15 protein-coding genes are annotated in these 18569 nt (G+C 34.2%); 1 reads left to right on the forward strand and 14 read right to left on the reverse strand.

The genetic code is table 11. The annotated features are described in order from the left end of the window. Positions 1 to 2: 2 nt before the first annotated feature. From BN2144_RS03665 to BN2144_RS03685, 5 genes are all read right to left on the reverse strand, one after another. Positions 3 to 1259, reverse strand: coding sequence for a galactooligosaccharide ABC transporter permease GanP (locus BN2144_RS03665; RefSeq protein WP_033826977.1), 1257 nt, complete (start codon positions 1257 to 1259; stop codon positions 3 to 5). Between the two features lie 145 nt (positions 1260 to 1404). Beyond that, positions 1405 to 2682, reverse strand: a complete 1278-nt coding sequence (locus BN2144_RS03670) for a galactooligosaccharide ABC transporter substrate-binding protein GanS (RefSeq protein ID WP_094763106.1) — start codon at positions 2680 to 2682, stop codon at positions 1405 to 1407. 205 nt (positions 2683 to 2887) lie between these two features. Further along, positions 2888 to 3877 (reverse strand): LacI family DNA-binding transcriptional regulator, encoded by a 990-nt coding sequence (locus BN2144_RS03675; RefSeq protein ID WP_033826978.1) that lies wholly within the window; start codon positions 3875 to 3877, stop codon positions 2888 to 2890. A 267-nt stretch (positions 3878 to 4144) separates the two neighbouring features. Further along, the gene (locus BN2144_RS03680) at positions 4145 to 5128 is read right to left on the reverse strand and encodes an aldo/keto reductase (RefSeq protein WP_033826979.1); all 984 of its coding nucleotides are present in this window, start codon (positions 5126 to 5128) and stop codon (positions 4145 to 4147) included. A 9-nt stretch (positions 5129 to 5137) separates the two neighbouring features. Next, positions 5138 to 6148, reverse strand: coding sequence for a Gfo/Idh/MocA family protein (locus BN2144_RS03685; RefSeq protein WP_033826980.1), 1011 nt, complete (start codon positions 6146 to 6148; stop codon positions 5138 to 5140). 238 nt (positions 6149 to 6386) lie between these two features. Between BN2144_RS03685 and BN2144_RS03690 the strand changes: the two genes are divergently transcribed. Continuing rightward, the gene (locus tag BN2144_RS03690; RefSeq protein WP_082195135.1) at positions 6387 to 7004 is read left to right on the forward strand and encodes a YesL family protein; all 618 of its coding nucleotides are present in this window, start codon (positions 6387 to 6389) and stop codon (positions 7002 to 7004) included. 250 nt (positions 7005 to 7254) lie between these two features. On the opposite strand, the gene BN2144_RS03695 is transcribed toward BN2144_RS03690, so the two are convergent. The 9 genes from BN2144_RS03695 to xylA all read right to left on the reverse strand — a co-directional run bounded on the left by BN2144_RS03695 (position 7255) and on the right by xylA (position 18467). Then, on the reverse strand, positions 7255 to 7863 hold the full coding sequence (locus BN2144_RS03695) for a polysaccharide deacetylase family protein (protein ID WP_033827012.1): 609 nt from the start codon (positions 7861 to 7863) through the stop codon (positions 7255 to 7257). Positions 7864 to 7967: 104 nt separating this feature from the next. Next, positions 7968 to 8840: a carbohydrate ABC transporter permease gene (locus BN2144_RS03700; protein WP_033827013.1), complete on the reverse strand. Its 873-nt coding sequence runs from the start codon at positions 8838 to 8840 to the stop codon at positions 7968 to 7970. 32 nt (positions 8841 to 8872) lie between these two features. Next, positions 8873 to 9745: a carbohydrate ABC transporter permease gene (locus BN2144_RS03705; RefSeq protein WP_033826981.1), complete on the reverse strand. Its 873-nt coding sequence runs from the start codon at positions 9743 to 9745 to the stop codon at positions 8873 to 8875. Between the two features lie 77 nt (positions 9746 to 9822). Next, positions 9823 to 11154, reverse strand: coding sequence for an extracellular solute-binding protein (locus tag BN2144_RS03710; protein ID WP_033826982.1), 1332 nt, complete (start codon positions 11152 to 11154; stop codon positions 9823 to 9825). Between the two features lie 126 nt (positions 11155 to 11280). Continuing rightward, positions 11281 to 12051, reverse strand: coding sequence for a response regulator transcription factor (locus BN2144_RS03715; protein WP_033826983.1), 771 nt, complete (start codon positions 12049 to 12051; stop codon positions 11281 to 11283). Further along, positions 12051 to 13790 (reverse strand): sensor histidine kinase, encoded by a 1740-nt coding sequence (locus BN2144_RS03720; RefSeq protein ID WP_033826984.1) that lies wholly within the window; start codon positions 13788 to 13790, stop codon positions 12051 to 12053. Before BN2144_RS03720 ends, BN2144_RS03715 begins: the two co-directional genes overlap by 1 nt. A gap of 131 nt (positions 13791 to 13921) precedes the next feature. Continuing rightward, the gene (locus BN2144_RS03725) at positions 13922 to 15523 is read right to left on the reverse strand and encodes a glycoside hydrolase family 43 protein (RefSeq protein ID WP_033826985.1); all 1602 of its coding nucleotides are present in this window, start codon (positions 15521 to 15523) and stop codon (positions 13922 to 13924) included. 33 nt (positions 15524 to 15556) lie between these two features. Beyond that, positions 15557 to 17056, reverse strand: a complete 1500-nt coding sequence (xylB, locus tag BN2144_RS03730) for a xylulokinase (RefSeq protein ID WP_033826986.1) — start codon at positions 17054 to 17056, stop codon at positions 15557 to 15559. A gap of 94 nt (positions 17057 to 17150) precedes the next feature. After that, positions 17151 to 18467: a xylose isomerase gene (xylA, locus tag BN2144_RS03735; protein ID WP_033826987.1), complete on the reverse strand. Its 1317-nt coding sequence runs from the start codon at positions 18465 to 18467 to the stop codon at positions 17151 to 17153. Positions 18468 to 18569: the final 102 nt, after the last annotated feature.

The following is an 18569-nucleotide window of genomic DNA, read 5'->3' on the forward strand; positions in this document are numbered from 1 at the left end:
AGTTACACCTCCTCTTTAAACGAATTCGTTCTCCTGAATTGCCATAATGCAATTGCAATAACGAAGATAGAGAGTAAAATCGTTAAAGCTGCAGCTAAGGCATATTGACTTGATTGCATTGTTAATTTGTATATCCAGGATACAAGAATATCTGTACCTCCAGCAGTTGAGCCAGGTACTGCAGGTCCACCACCGTTAAATAGGTAAATAATATTAAAGTTATTAAAGTTAAATGTGTACTGCGTAATAATAATTGGTGCCATCGCTATCAAAATAAGCGGTAATGTAATATGTCTAAACTTCTTGAACGCTGATGCACCATCAATCGTTGCAGCCTCATATAAATCAGATGGAATTGATTGTAAGACTCCTGTTGTTACAATGAAAATATAAGGGAATCCCAACCAGCCTTGCATTGCTAGTAAGGCAATTCTTGTCCATTGTGCATTCGTCATCCATGGTATCGGATCAATACCTAACATTGCTAAAATATCATTATTAATCGCACCGAACGTATCATTAAATAGCCCAGCAAAGATTAAAATTGTTACAAATCCAGGGACAGCCCAAGGTAAAATTAATACCGTACGAATTAAACCTTTGAAGCGAATTCCTTTTTGATTAACTAACACTGCCATAAAGATTCCAAGTGCTACTTGTAACGTTGATGCAACTAACGTCCATACAATTGTCCAACCTAATACATCGAAAAATGTTGAACGCCAAATATCTACGGTAAATATATTTTTAAATGTTTGTAAACCTACCCAATCTACTAATTTAGCTGGAGGTGAATGGTATAAGTCGTAGTTTGTAAATGCTAAAGCAAAACTAAAAAGAATTGGAAAAATGACAGCAAAAATTAAAATAAATAATGAAGGACCACTAACCACATAAGGATAGCCTTGTTCAATTAAATTATGATATTGTTCTTTTAATGAACTTACTGGTTTATTTTCGTCCCTCAATTTACCATTTTTGTAAGCATCTCTAAAGTTCATGTAATATATAGCTAGTCCAAAACACGATACGATAATCGCAATAATCCCTTCTGCTAAGAGAAAAATTGAATTATCACGTGGCACCTCTGTTCCTAAAGTAAAGATCCCCCAAAGCCCCATATTCAATAGATCACCAAAGGCTAAGAAAAAAGCAATTGTTACGATTAAATAGATAAGACCTTTAATAATTTGTTTATTATAAAATTGTCCGAAACCTGGAACTATGGATAATAATGTAGCAATTTTCCGATGCTGCATTTCTTTTCACCTTCTTTATTATCTTCACAATTATTACTCATAAGGAAAAACAACATTTCATTTGGAGAAGGAACGATAAATTCGGTAAAAGAAGAATAGCATCAACACAGATAATCATTGATGCCATTCTTTATTTTTATTTCAATTATTTGCTGGCATTATTTGCTTCGATTTGACCTTTAATTGTTTCTACTGCTTGATTAAGCGCGTCTTTTGGTTGTGCCTTTCCAGTTGCAATTGTTTGTAATGCAGCATCAATTGGTTTCCAAACTTGGTTCATTGCCGGAATATTCGGTGTTAATTCGGCATATTGAGATTGTGCTGCAACAGCTTTAGCAACTTCACTTTCAGTTACAATAGGATCATTAGCGAGTGCTTTAACAGCAGGTACTTCCTTCGTAATTTCATAACGAGTTTTCGAATTTTCCTCATTTGCTAAGAAAGCAACAAGTTTTTCAGCTAATTCTGGATTTTTTGAGTAAGAACTCACATTATAACTTTTCACTCCAACAAACGAACTCATATGCTCACCATTCGGTAATAATGGAAGTTCAACAATCCCAAAATTAATACCTGCTTTTGCAAAAGGTTCTACATTCCATGGTCCTGAGATAACTGCAGCTGCTTTTCCTTCTGAGAATAAGCTATCTAAAACATTTATACCTTGTTCACCGATAATACCAGCTGGGAAAATACCATCTTTATAAAACTTACTAAAATAATTTGCGGCTTCAATCGCACCTTTATTATTTAACCCAATATCATTTGCATTAAATCCACCATTGTCATCTTTACCAAAAATATAACCACCATACCCACTCATAATACCTTGTGCATAATAGATTTGGTCAAATAAAGCTAGAAATCCATAATTCGTACCATCAGTTAATTTTTTCGATAAATCATACCATTCATCTAAACTTTTAGGTAATTTGTCTTCAGAAACAATATTTTTATTATAGAAAAGAACGGTCGTCTCAACTGCTTTTGGTAGTCCATATACTTTTCCATCAACCGTTTGAGATTCCATTGCAACATCCGTATAAATCGATTTCACATCGTCACCAACGTTTAATTCTTTAATTAAACCTTCAGTAACAGCTGTTCCAATTTGGTCACCTGCCATTGTTAAAACATCCGGTCCAGTTCCCGCAGGTCCATCTAATCGTAAATCTTCTATTTGTTTGGCATAGTTCTTTTCAACAATTTTTATCTTTACATTATTATCTTTCTCGAACTTTGCAATGGCATCCTTAATACCATCAGACTTCTCTATATCTTCCCATACAAGTAAGTCATATCCTTTGTTGTCTGATGCTTTTTCCTTTTCTTTCCCTGAATCTGAATCACTTGGTCCACACCCTACTAGTGCAAGACTTAAAGCTAAACCACTGATAACCCCTAATAGTTTTTTACTCTTCATTATAGTTAGCATCCCTTTCTATATTTTTATTAAACTACTGAAAGCGTTTTACTAAATTAAATATACCACGATAGATAAAATATGTAAATAAAAATTTTACTAATTATGCATAAATATTTTACTAAAATGATTTGTTGCCTTTTTAACATAAGTAAACCCACAGCTTATTTGGAACAAACTGTGGGAATGATTACCTTCTATTTGCTCATGTACTTTTTCGTAAAATCAGTTCAGACCCTATATACAACGTCTTAACTACTTTTCTTTTATTTGTTTTTTGCTCAAGTAATAATTCAATTGCACTTTTACAAATTTCCTTAATATCAATATGAAAGGTCGTTAATGGTGGCGAGACATACTTTGCAATACTTATATTATTTATACTAATGATACTTACCCTCTTTGGAATCGAGATACCGCTTTCGTTTAGCGCTTGTAAGCTTCCGACCGCTATTGGATCTGCCGCAATGAAAAAAGCTGTCGGTAAGTTTTCCCCTAGCTTATTAATTGCTTTTTTCATTAAATTATAGCCATTTTCCACTTGGAATCCACGGTGGACAAATATATAGTCTTCATTTAGTAAATTTTTTTCCTGCAAATAACTTCTAAACCGTTTTTCACGGATATCTAACTCTTCCTGATCCGAATCTGGATTATGATATGTCCCTCCAATGAAGCCAATTTCTGTATGACCATGATGAATAAAATAATCAAGGGCACTTTCCGTAATATAATTTAGGTCTGGACGAACAGAATCATAATACCCTGGCTCAGGAGAACTATCAATAAAAACCCCATAAGGTGTTAATTCCTTTAAATAGTTCAGTTCTCTAGACGAAAATGCCCCAACAGCTATAAATCCCTCTATATCTTTTGGGATAACTTCAATTCCTTGATTAATTTTATACACGTGCAAATCTACATTGTACTTCTTTGCAAATTGTTCAATTTCCAATCTGATCGTTTTAAAGTACACATCTTCCAATTCCTCTTTATCTGTGAGCCAATATAGGAAGGCGATATTTTTTATATGTGGTCTGACCGTCTTTTTACGATAATTTAATTGATCAGCTGCTTGATATATTTTTTCTCTTGTTTCATCTGAGACAGATAAAGTCGAGTCATTATTTAATACGCGTGATACTGTTGTGACCGAAAAGCCTGATAATTTCGCGACATCTTTAATTGTTGCCATTGTTACCCTCCTACCTCACCCTATTTCCATTTATTTGCGAAATAGAAAGTAAAATATTTTACTATTATTTTACTACTTTTTCCTTCTAAATAAAACCCTTTCAATCATCTTTATCCATATTATTTAAGATATAAATTCCTTTTATAATAGTAAACAAAGGCAACAGCCTAAACAAAAAAACCCTAGTAACATGATTTACCATGAAATGCTACATAGGGTTTCATTTGTTCATTGGGATTTATTAACCATATAGAGCTTTATTTCCTTTTAATAAGCCCCACGAATATGTTCATGAACTTCTTTCCAATAGAAGTCTTTTAAACGCTCCATGTCATCAAACGTGAAGCTTGGGACAGTTACTGCTGCTAAGTTATCTTCTACTTGTTTTACATTTTTGAAACCAGGGATAACTGAAGAAATAGCTTCATGGTCCAAAATCCATCTTAAGGCCGCTCTTGTCATATTGCCACGTTCATCTGCAATCCAGCGTAATTGTTCACTTAACTCTACGCCCTTTTCAAAAGGGAGGCCAGCAAAAGTTTCACCAACATTGAATGCCTCACCATTTTGATTATAATGACGGTGATCATCCTTTTCAAAAGTCACGTGCTTTTTGAATTTCCCTGTTAATAATCCACTAGCTAAAGGTACCCTTGCCAGAATACCGACCCCTTTTTCTAATGCAACTGGAAATAATTCTTCCACTGGTTTTTGCCTGAAAATATTAAAGATGACTTGAAGTGCATGAACATTTGGATTTTCCATACAGAACAATCCTTCTTCAACGGTTTCCACACTTACGCCATAATAACGGATTTTCCCCTCTTGTTTTAGTTTATCCAAGACAGTAAATACATCGGTATTCTTTAATATTTCTAGAGGTGGACAATGAATTTGATAGAGATCGACATATTCGCGGTTTAGCCGTTTTAAACTATTTTCTAAATATGTACGAACGGTTTTTTCACTATAGTTTTCCGGATCATGAATATCACCAGCCCGACAAAATTTTGTCGCGATATGAATCGTATCTTCTTTTCCTTTTGTCGCCTTTGCCAGTAGCTCTTCACTGTGGCCGCTTCCATAAACATCCGCAGTATCAAAGAAATTAACGCCTGCTTCCATCGCACGTTCTAACCCTTTGAGTGCTTCCGTATCATCATGATTTCCCCAATCTCCACCGATTGCCCATGTACCAAAACTTAACTCACTAATCTTTAAATCGGTTGATCCTAAACGACTATAATTCACCCCTTGCACCTACCTTTTAGATTCGTTTAAAAATACTTTTTCTTTTGTTCCAATTGCTTTATAACACGCCTCAATAACTTCCATATTCTTAATTGTATTTTCTCCGGTGTAGATTGGTTCTTTTCCTTGGAGGACGCATTCAGAGAAATATTCTACCTCTAAAGCATATTGATCGGCAATCAATTTTTCTACTCTATCCTCATTATCTTTTTCAATAATAATTAAACCTTCACCACCATTTTTATCTGGTCGGTATGCACGTGGAACCTGTATCCGCCCTTTTGTCCCGATAATTTCATATTCATGACGGAAACTCATATCAAAACTACAGTCAAAAACGGCAGGAATTCCATTTTCCATTTTCATATGAACAAACGACGTTAAATCAATATTTCTCACTTCGTCCATTTCAGCTTGAACTTGAATTTCCCTTGGCTCTTCTTGTAAAATATTCCGGATAGAGTGAATGCAATAACAGCCAACATCGTAAATGCTGCCGCCACCCTTTTCTACATCCATGCGAATATTTTTATCACGATCAGCTTGTTCCATATAGAAAGAGAATGCTGCCTTCATTAATTTAACTTCACCAATTTCCCCACTCGCCAAAATTTCACGAACACGAGCATGTTGAGAATGGAACTGATACATGAAAGCTTCCATAAATAACACATGATTATCCTTACATACTTTAACAACTTCTCTAGCTTCATCAGCCGTCAAAGTTACTGGTTTTTCACTCAACACATGTTTCCCTGCTCGAGCTGCTTTAATAATCCATTCTTTATGCAAATGATTTGGCAGTGGAATATAAATCACGTCAATATCCGGATCATTTAAAAGCTCCTCATAACTTTCGTATGCCTTTGGAATGTCTAATCTCTCAGCAACTTCATGAACTTTATTTGACCGACTGGCAATCGCCTGAACTTCAGCATTTCTTGCACGCTTAATAGCTGGAATCAGTTGACCTTGCGCAATGTTAGCTGTACTCAAAACTCCCCAACGAACTGTGTTCATAATATTCCTCCTTACGCACTTTGTTTATCCATTATACAAACTACCTATTAATAGAATACCATAATTGTATATTATAGTAAACGTTTCCAACTGCTTAATATTAAATATAAATAGATCTATTTATATCAGTATTTCTTCCTATATTTTTCATGTTCAATGGGAAACAATTGGCTTATAATAATAGTAAGAATTACACTTTAAAACTTTATTTTTGAAAGCAGTTTCACGGAGGTACTCAATGAAATCATCTGCAATGAATCGACTTTACTTGTTAACTGAATGGATTTCTAAGCTTGCTTATTTAAATTTATTATGGTTTACATTTTCTGCCCTTGGATTAATTGTTTTTGGAATAATGCCTGCTACGGTTACCTTATTTTCAATCATCCGTAGATGGCTTAAAGATGATAAGGATATTCCAATATTTAAAACGTTTTTGCAAACCTACAAACAAGAATTTCTAAAAAGTAACTTAATCGGGATTGTACTTGCAGTATTTTACGCAATTGTTGTACTTGATTTACATTTCTTAAAGGTTGAAAATAGTTTTTCCTTCGTGACAATCCCTCTATATTTATTTATATTTGCCGTAGTGATGACTACAATTTATATTTTCCCTGTTCATGTTCACTACGATTTTAAACTATTATCACTTATAAAAAATTCATTCTTGTTTATGATTATTAATCCAATAACAAGTATGATCATCGTCTTATCGCTAATTATTACTTTTTACATTATGAAGGTGTTACCTGCTTTAATTATATTCTATGGAATTAGTTTTCCCGCATTTCTCATTATGGTTTCCTGTTATATGATATTTGAAAGGATGATGAAAAAAAAGGAAACAAAATAATCAAATCATATTAAAAAACTCAACGTTTCTATTCCAAATAGAGAAGTTGAGTTTTTATTTAATTCCAATTATTATTCATTCTTAATCCAATCAAAATCAGCTTCGTTTAGAAATGCTCGTGTAGTGACCATATGACCACCTGTATTAGGATGAACCCCCTTCTAGCTATAAACGCTCACAATCTGACACAGAATCACCAATAAATAACAGTTTTTGACCTTTCTCCATTTTCATAAACCGTAAAATCCCCCTATCTATAAGATTGCTCTATAAGTTCACTCACCGTTACGAGTTTATAGCCTTGTTGTTGTATTTCTGGTACAAGCTGACGTATGGCTTCGATTGTTTGATTTCGATCACCATATCCATCATGAAAGATTAAGATAGCACCGTTTTGAACATGCTTCCTTGTTTTTCTTAAGATAAAGTCTACACCAGGCATTTCCCAATCAGTTGCATCCATATTTAGTGCTCCGATAATTGAATAACCTAAATTACTTACTAGTTGGTTTGTTCTTTCATTTTGGGCTAAAAAAGGTGGGCGTAACACTTTTGGGATTTTACCCGTTAACTTTTGAATATATTTTTCATTTTCTTTAATCTCCTTTAAACATTCTTCTTCCGTTAACTCAGTTAAGTTCACGTGATGATAAGTATGATTTCCAATTTCATGTCCTTGTTCCGACAAAACCTTAACGAGTTCAGGACTTTTCTCCATCTGCTCACCAATCATAAAGAATGTAGCCTTTGCATTCGCCTCCTGGAAGATTTTACGTATTTCTGGTGTAAAGATAGGATTCGGCCCATCATCAAATGTGATTGCAATCACCTTCTCATCGGTTCCTACTTTATTAATCATCATTTTACTAACCCCCTCTTCATATGATAAACAATTTAGTTATCTAAAATAGAAAGAGGTAAATTCTCATCTAGAATTCACCTCATAAAATTGATTAACAATTATTATCCTTTTACAGAACCTGCTGCTAGACCCTCAATAATGCGGTCACTTAAGAATAGATAAACAAGTAAAATCGGTAGAATACTAATAACTAAAGTTGCACCAATAGCACCCCAGTCCGTTAAATATTGTCCGACAAAGTTATTGACACCAACAGTAATTGTTTTCCATTTCTCTGAGCTAATAAATGTATTTACAAACACGAATTCATTCCAGTTATAAATCATATTAATAATGGCCGTTGTTGAAAGAACTGGTGCAGTCATCGGTAATGTAATTTGGAAAAATATTCTATGAACCGAGCATCCATCCATAACCGCTGCTTCTTCTATTTCCCTCGGTAGTGATTGATAGAATCCAAGTAATATCATAATCGTAATTGGCAGATTAAATGTTGTATAGGAAAGAATAATTGAAATTGGATTATCTATTAAATTAATTTTATTAAAAATATTAAATAAAGGAATTAATGTAGAATGTAAAGGAATCATATATGCTGCCATAAATAGGGCAAGTACAAAACCTTTTAGTTTCCATTCCATTCGTGTAAGTGCGAAAGTAACAAAACTTCCTAACACAAGTGTTAAAGCAACTGCTAATACTGTGTATAGTACACTATTAATAAAGTAATCACTAATTCCTCCCGTTGTCCAAGCTTTAACATAGTTTATCCATTGTGGATCCTGTGGTAAAGAAAAAGGTGACATCCCAAATACTTCTTGATTTGTTTTTAAGGATAATTGGAACAACCAAACTAACGGATAAATTTGAATGACTGCTACAACGATTAATATGAAATATAGAATACTCATTCCTATTTTTTTAAATGGTGAATGATGTTTCTGTTCAGGAGTGAGTGTAGCCTCAGCATTCATATTTCCACTTAGTCCCATAACTTTCTCCCTCCTTAGTTAGCTTCATTCGTTTTCATTAATTTTTGTATAATCCAAGTGGCTAACATACTAATAACTAATAAACCAAAACCGATGGCACTCCCATAGCCGAAGTTAAATTTACCGAATGCTTCTTTATACATATACGATGCCATAACTTCTGTTGCATGCCCAGGTCCTCCACCAGTCATAACATAAATTAAGTCAAAGTATTTCAATGAACCTACAATGGCTAAAATGACTAACACTTTTAGTACGCCCATAATAAGTGGTACTTTAATTTTATAAGCAATTTGGAAGGCGTTTGCTCCATCAATTCTAGCTGCTTCAATAAGTTCTTCAGGTACATTGACTAATGCTGCATAAATAATAATGATATAGAAACCTGCATACTGCCATACAATCGGAACGAAAATAGAATATAGTGCCATTTTGGGATCAGCAAGCCATATTGGAGTATTTTCGACTCCTATTGAACTTAATAAACTATTTAACAATCCATTCATCGGATCAAATATTTTTATCCATAGTTGTGCGATAGCCACTGAAGATAATAACATTGGTATAATGTAAATCTTTCTGAATATGTTTGCCCCTTTAATTTTACTTGCTAAAACTAATGAAACGATTAAATAACCAATTAAACTTAACACGGAGAAAAGACCTAGTAGGATAGAGTGCCATGTACTATCCCAAAACAGCTTATCGTGAATTAGTTTCGTGTAATTCGCTAATCCGATAAACTTCATTTCTCCTACTCCATCCCATTTCATCAAGCCATAATAACCTGTTAGTACGATTGGAATATAGATGAGGATTAATATTAGAAAAAGTGCAGGAATGACATAAAGAGCAATAACGGATTTATTTGACATTACATTTTTCATTGTAATTACTCCTTCTCTATTACAAATTAGAGGGCTCATCGCCCTCCAATTTGAGAGATTATAAAAACTTTCAAATATTATTCAGCACGTTCTTCCGCTAGCGCATCATCATGCTGTTTAGCAAATTCTTCCGGTGTAACTTGTTTTCCATAAAGAGCAGTCATTAAATCATGATGCAGTTCAGAAACATTTGGAGTTGCTTGTGTATCGAACCAAGTTGTGACATTTGTTGCATTATTAATATCATTTAATACATCAATATACATTGGGTGTACATCAAGTCCATCTGTGTTTACTTTTGTTGCAGGTAAAATACCAGCTTTTTCAACAGATCTTTTTCCCCATTCTTTTACTAAGAATGATGCCCATTCTTTTGCTTCTTCTTTATGTTTAGAGTTTTCAGCAACGAATACTCCTAATCCAGGTCCGCCCACATAACTATTTACATCAGTACCTTTTCCACCTTCTACAGTCGGGAATTTAAAGTAACCTACTTTATCTTTGAAGTCTTGAGTTGTATCAGGACTTGTTGTGAAGTTTGGTATTTCCCAAGTAGCTGTTAAGAACATTGCAGCTTGTTCATTTAAGAAGTACCCTTTTGCGTCATCATTTGAAAATGCTGTGTTTCCTTTTACAAAGAAGCCCATATCGTTAAGTTTTTGAATTTCACTAGCTGCCTTCACTATTGCTGGATCTGACATATCAGCTTTTCCGTTAATTACATCTGTTAAAATTGTTGGACCACCAATCCGATCAGCTAAATACATGAACCACATTGATGCCGGCCAACCGTCTTTTGCACCTACAGTAGCAGGAATTACACCATTTTTCTTTAAAGTTTCTCCAATCTTTTTCAAGTCTTCATAAGTTTTTGGTTCTTCAAGATTGTATTTTTCGAAAATTTCCTTATTGTAGAAAACATAAGTGATGTTCATTTCCATTGGAAGTGCATATGATTTTCCATCAAATGCATAAGATTCAACCGTACCTGGAACAAATTGATCTTGGAAATCCTTTTGAATAAGATCATCTAGAGGTGCAAATTGACCACCTTTAGCATACGGTTCAGCAAATCCGTTTGACCAAGTTAAACCTACATCTGGTAATTCGTTAGACGCAGCTAAAACTTTAATTTTATCACGGTATTGATCAGGATTTAGCACTTCAATATCAATAACTACATTTGAATGATCAGCTTCAAAGTCCTTTTTAATTTCTTCAACTAAATTATAGTAAGCAGACGAACTCCCTTGTGGCCAATCGTGCATAAACTTAAGATGAATTTTATCATCTTTAGATCCCTTGGAGCCGTTTCCAGTTGACTCATCAGAAGAGGAACATCCCGATAGAACGAGCCCAACTAATAAGATTAATAGAGCGAATATTGACAGCGCTTTCTTCTTAAACATTACGTGACCTCCCTTTTTTATTAAAACTAAACTGCCTTACATCTATAAGTCTATCACTGAGAGGTCCTTTCAAAAAGGGAACAACGATTAGGAAAAATTCAAGTATTTTTAGATAATTGCAAGCCCTTACCTCCGTTTGCGATAAACACTCGGGGTAATTCCCTCTAAATCTTTAAAAAGTTTAATAAAATATTTTGTTGTCTTATATCCACACTCTTCTGCAACCTCAGATATTGGAAGTTTTGTTGTTATTAAAAGTTCCTTTGCTCTTTGAATACGGCGTCTAGTTATATACTCACTAAACGTTAGTTTCGCTTGTTCCTTAAAAAGCACGCTTAAGTAGCTTGGATTTAAATGGACGTAATCAGCTACATCCTTTAGAGATATGTCATCTTTAAGATGTTTATCAATATATTGTAAGGCCTCTCGAACCGGTTCACGTGTCTGGGCGTTTTTATCATAGATGTCAATTAATTTATTATCAACAACCTTTTCAATAACTCCTGTCCTCTCATTCTTTTCAACAATTTGAATTGCTTCCTCAACAGCTTCAATTAGCTTACTCCTACTAATTGGTTTTAGTAAATAATTTACAACGCCAATATCAATGGCTTGTCGTGCATACTCAAATTCTGGATAAGCTGAAATAATTATCGCTACAGGTAGTTGACCTTTCTCTTTCATTTTTTCCAGGACCTCAAGTCCAGTCTTTTCTGGCATTCGAATATCTGTTAAAAGCACATGTACCTTTTGTTCCTCCATCATTTGTAATGCTTCTATGCCACTTGACGCTGTTAAGATTTGATGTTTTCCATCAGCCCATTTCTCTAACATGTTTTTTATTCCTACTCGTGTTCTTGGTTCATCATCAACAACTAAAATTGTTTTGTTATACATCAAGATTCTCCTCCAGCTAATGGGATTTCAATAATCACCGTAGTCCCTTTATTTTCAGAACTTTTAATAGAAAAGAACTTGTCTGGGTCCCCTTTATAGTAAAAACCTAATCTTTTTTTCACATTATACAGTGCCATACCTTTTCCATCTTTTGAATTGACATCACCTTTCTCGATTGACTTCATTAAAGCAGTTAATTTCTCCTCACTCATTCCCGCTCCATTATCTTCTACTACTATTTTAATTGTATCTTTATTTACTCCATACTCGGCAAAAACCTCTATCGTACATGGTTTTAATTTATTTCCCGAACCATGTATGACAGCATTTTCAACTAATGGCTGAATCAATAGCTTTGGTATTTTAATATTTGTTAGATTTTGAGGTAAATGAAGTTTCCATTGAATCCGATCTCCAAATCTAAACTTTATTATTCCTAAATAATTCTCAATATGATTAAATTCCTGCTTAATTAGCGCCCAGTCATCATCAAAGTTTTTACTAATGGTGTATCTAAATAAATTTGACATTGCGACAACGATGTCTGCAAGTTCTTCTTCACCTTTATCTTCTAATGACCAATGTAAAGAATCCAATGTATTATACAAAAAATGGGGATTAATTTGCGCTTGTAGAGCTTTTAACTCACTTTGACTACGAATAATCTCTTTTTGGTAAATCATTTTTATTAAGTGATTGGTTTCTGTTACTAACTGATTATAAGTACTATTTAATTCCGTTATTTCATTCACAGTAACGTCTTCCTGATTAATTGTCATTAATCCTTTATTAGCTTGCCGCATCGTATTGGTTAAATTAACAATTGGTTTTGTAATTCGATTAGAAATCATTAATGAAAAAATAAAATAAATGATTATACCAACTATTCCTGATAAAATGATACCCATCCGAATTCCAGAAAGCCCTTTCGTAAGTTCACTAACAGGAGTTAATATTAGCACTGTAAAACCTGTCTCATTTGAAGTCTCCTTTGTTACCATATATTCAGTATCTTCAATCTTAGTAATTGGTTTATCTTCAACTTTATTAAGATTTATATATCCTGGAAAGTTGGAGAATAATGGGACAAAACTTCCATCCAATAAAAATGAATACTGTTTTTGATTACTTTTTTCCGTTATTTCAAAGTATTTTTTATTAATACTAATAAGAAGATAACCCGCATTATTAAATTTCTGATTCATTAAACTTACTCTTCTTAAAGCGAGAAAATATTGATTATTTTTCGGATCTTCCCCCATCCATACTAATCTTCCTCTTGCATGATTCGCCTCGTCAATCCATTTAACGTTTACTCGATTAAACATTTTACTCGAGTCATCTAAAGGCAGTAGACGTTCTAAGTTATTCGTATACAATTCGACAGAATAGATACCCTCAGAATTAGCTTGTATATTATTAACCACATTACTTAGCTTTTGTAGTTCTTGAAACGGTATTTTTTCTCCACGATATGTTCGCTCATAAATATCTTGAACATTTGGATTTGTAATGATAAATTTTGTGGCTGTATTTAACTGTTCAAATAGTGAATCAATACGTCCACTTGTCTGTATTGCTGTTTGTCTAATCTGATCTTCAGCGTTATCTTTAACTAAACTTGAAACCTGTCTAAGAGTTATTGCACTAACAATCCCTAAAACAATAATCATTACAGACAAAAAAATAATCAAAATCTGATTTCTTAATGTATACCATTTCTTAAGTCGGTTCCACATTGCTAGCTAGCCTCACTTAAATCATAATAAATATCATTATTATTCTGCCCTTATCTGTTAAATGAAAATAGATAGTCAAATAAAGGAGCATCCTTCATTGACTACCTATTCATTAAAAATATACTTTTCGTTCATGCTTTGTAAATAAAGTAATCAAAATCTGCAGCTTTTCTTTGTCCTGAAATGTCTTGACAATGCATACCAACAAAGGCACCGGTAAAGAATCCTCCACCTTGAATGTAATCATCTGATAGTTTATACGATTCAAAGGTGAGCGGAATTTCAACCCAATTATCTCCATCAAATGAGTAAGCATAGGTATATGTGTTTGTTTGTACATTAACTCTCATGTAAACATATTCCACATCTTCAGGAACAACAATTTCCTTCCCTTTTAATGGCTGATCAAAAGAAAAATTGTCGCAAGTCATTATTTCTAGAATTCTACCTTTTTCTTCATCCCATGTAATCTGCAATGTTGTCCAGTTTTGTGTGTTATAGTAATTAACTAAACCAGCTGCTTGTTGGAATGTTTCCGGTTGAAAGGCAACTTTTGTCTCTGCTATAAAATTAAAATGTTGCCAACGTCGTGCTACAAATGCTTGAGTGAATTTTGAAGTAAGTGATTCTCTTCCGTATAAACGTAAATGTCCAGGATTATCTGTTAAAGACATATCTGAACCGAGTGGAATTCGTAACGTTTGGAAGTGCAAGTTTAACTCTTCTGAATCAAAGTCATCTTTTTCTGGATAATCAGGTCCCCATACAACTTCTTCTACATTAGGTCCGTCTATTTCAATTGATGGTTGATTCCCTCCAACAACATATGGCCAATCATTTTTCCATTCTAAACGTTGAATCGCTGTTTCTCTTCCTAATGGACAAAATCCTCGTGGGTCAAGTAATGCATGACCTTCCCTTGGTAATGGGCGGCCAGTTAAGTGCACTAAGAACCATTCGTCTGTGTGTGTATGGACAATAGATGAGTGACCTGCCTTCTGCAACGGATTTCTTGGATAGGCAAATGTTGAAATTAATGGATTTTCCGGATGAACTTCATAAGGTCCCCAAAGATCCTTTGAACGTGCAATAGTGGATTGATGTTCATATTTTGTTCCACCTTCAGCAGTTAACAAATAATAATATCCATTAATTTTGTAAATATGTGGTGCCTCAGTTAGTTTGATATCTGTACCTTTGAAAATGATTTTTTGTGGACCAACAAGTCTTTTCTCTTGTACATTATATTCTTGTAGAACAATCCCATAGAAGTTATGATGACCAACTCGATGATCCCAATACATATTTACTAAATATTTTTTTCCATCTTCATCGTGGAATAATGACGGATCGAAGCCTGAACTATTTAAGTAGATTGGATTTGACCATTCACCGTCAATTGTGTCGCATGTTACTAAATAATTATAGCAATCTTTCCATTGTCCCTCTGTAACCTTTACATCTGTATAAATAAGCCAAAACTTACCATCTGCATAAGATAATGCTGGAGCCCATATGCCACCTGAATCAGGGTTTCCTATCATATTTAATTGATTTAATCGATTAAGAGGCCTGCTAACTAATCGCCAATTTTTCAAGTCCTTTGAGTGATATATACCTACACCTGGAAACCATTCAAATGTTGAAACTGCAATATAATAATCCTCGCCTGCTCGACATATACTTGGATCTGGATTGAAACCAGTTAAAATTGGATTTTTAATCTTCGGCACCATATTTCCTCCTATCACCTATTAGAAAAAAATTTAAGCTCTAAATCCTTTTAATTGTTCATTCATATTTTTTGTATTCACATAAATTTCTTGATAGATTTTAAATAGTTCTTTATATTTCGTTACATTTTCTGAAATCGGCTCATATACTCGTACTTGATCAAGAAATGTTTCTGCACATTCATCGAGACTATCGAACCAACCACAGCCGTAAGCAGCAAGCATGGCAGCCCCCATACCTGGTCCTTGTTCACTAGCTAATTTTATAATTTTCGCATGAAAGATATCTGCTTGAATTTGAAGCCATGTTTCATTTTTCGCACCACCACCAATGGAAACAATGGTATCAATCGTTTTCCCAGAAGCGCGGAAAATTTCAATTGATTCATTTAATGAGAATGTAATCCCCTCGATGACAGCCCTTACGAAATGAGCCTTTGTATGTTTGGCGTCCATTCCGATAAAACTTCCGCGGATATTTGAATCCGGATGTGGTGTCCGTTCGCCAACAATATACGGCGTAAATAACAAGCCATTTGATCCAGCCGGTACGTTCTCAATTCCGGCAAGAAAATCATTAAAGCTTTCATAACTCGCAAATACATCTTTAAACCAACTTAAGCTATAACCTGCTGCTAAAGTGACACCCATTGTATAGTAGGCGCTTTCTTTCCCATGGTTAAAATAATGGACTTTTCCTTTAAAGTCGCGATCATTTGTTTCCTCATACGATAAAACAACACCAGAAGTCCCGATACTACATAACGTTTTACCATTTGATAATATACCTGCACCAATGGCACCGCAAGCATTATCTGCACCACCGGCAAACACTTTTGTTTTTTCACTAAGTCCTGTCTTTTCAGCAAACTCTCTAGTAATTGTTCCTACTAAATCACTAGATTCTACAAGTGGTGGACAAATGGATGGATGAATATCGAGTTTCTCACAAATTTCTTTACTCCATTCTTTCTTTGCTATATCCAATAGTAATGTTCCAGCAGCATCCGAGTAGTCCATATGAATCTCGCCTGTCATCCGGAATCGTAAATAATCTTTTGGTAACATGAATGTATGAATTTGTTGGAAAATATCAGGCTCGTATTGTTTTACCCAAAGAATTTTCGGTAAAGTAAATCCTTCTAAAGCAACATTTTTCGTAATTGAAAGTAATTTATCTTTTGCTACGATATCATAAATTTGTTGACATTGTTCCGTTGTTCTCGTGTCATTCCAAAGAATAGCGTTTCTTAGTAACTCGTTATTTTGATCTAAGATAACAAGCCCATGCATTTGTCCGGAAAAACTAATTCCTTCAATATCCGATGGATGTCCATTAAATTGAGCAACAAGTTCCGCCAATGCTTCTGTCGTTTTCTCAAACCATTCATTTGGGTCTTGTTCACTATAACCAGACTTTTCTTGAATTAAAGGATATGATTTTGATACTTCTTGTACAACATGACCACTTTGATTAACTAATAATACTTTTACAGCGCTTGTACCTAAATCAACACCAATGACGTACTTCATTTGACATCTTCCTTTTCAGGGTTTATGGAAAAACAGCTGAACCCAGTTTGAGTCCAGCTATTGGTAAGTCAATAATTAGTATAGGATATTCATCTTAAAAAGTTGTTAACAAATATTGATTTAGTAATGCTCTTAGTTCTTCGACACGACCAGATTCATTATGGAATTCTTTAATATCTAGAGCATAATCTTCTAAAGTCTTGAAGTTTGCCTTTCCTTCAACAATATCTTTACCAATTCCTTCATTGAAGCTACGATAACGTTTTGCAATGAAATCATCGAGTACTTTATCTTCAATTAATTTATGTGCAACTTTTAGACCTACTGCAAAACTATCCATTCCTGTAATATGTGCACGGAATAAATCTTCTGGTTCAAATGATCCTCTTCTTACTTTTGCGTCGAAGTTTAATCCACCTTTACCTAAACCACCATTTTTAATAATTTCATACATTGCAAGGGTTGTGGAGTATAAGTCTGTTGGGAACTCGTCCGTATCCCAACCAAGTAATGGATCCCCTTGGTTCGCATCAACAGATCCAAGCATACCATTGATTCGAGCAACACGTAATTCATGTTCGAATGTATGGCCAGCAAGTGTTGCATGGTTTGCTTCAATATTAAATTTGAAGTATTGATCTAGATTATATTTTTGAAGGAAAGCAATCCCTGTTGCAACATCGAAATCATATTGATGTTTCGTTGGTTCTTTTGGTTTTGGCTCAATTAAGAATTGTCCATCGAAGCCTATCTCTTTCGCGTAATCAACAGCCATATGGAAGAAACGAGCTAAATTGTCTTGCTCTAATCCCATGTCTGTATTAAGGAGTGATTCATAACCTTCACGGCCACCCCAGAATACATAGTTTTCTGCGCCTAAGCGTTTTGCTACTTCTAACCCTTTTTTCACTTTCGCTGCTGAGAAAGCGAATACATCAGCGTTGCAAGAAGTTGCTGCACCATGAACGAAACGAGGATTTGAGAACATGTTGGCTGTATTCCATAATAATTTTGTCTTACTTGTTTTCATATAATCTTCAATCATACCAACAATTTCATCTAAGTTTTTATTTGTTTCGCGTAAAGTAGTTCCTTCTGGTGCAATATCAACATCATGGAAGCAGAAGAAAGGAGCATTTAGTTTATCAAAAAGTTCAAAAGCTGCTTCTACACGTGCTTTTGCTAAGTCCATTCCAGTTAAATGATTCCATGGACGAATCATATTGCCACTACCAAATGGATCTGTTCCATCGTAAGTGAATGTATGCCAGTAAGCGACACCAAAGCGTAACCATTCTTCCATTGTACGGTCGCCAATTTTTTCTTCAGGATTATAAAATTTAAAAGCAAGGGAATTTTTAGATTTAGGGCCTTCATATTTTATTTTGGAAACGTTTTCGAAGTATGTCATAATAAATCCTCCTATTATTATATAATTGTTTTCCAATTAACTACAATTCGATTATAGCACTAGATTGTTAGTTTGTCTATTAAATAAACTAAGTTTTTTAGT

The organism is Bacillus andreraoultii (assembly GCF_001244735.1).
Taxonomy (GTDB): Bacteria; Bacillota; Bacilli; order Bacillales; family Caldibacillaceae; genus Caldifermentibacillus; species Caldifermentibacillus andreraoultii.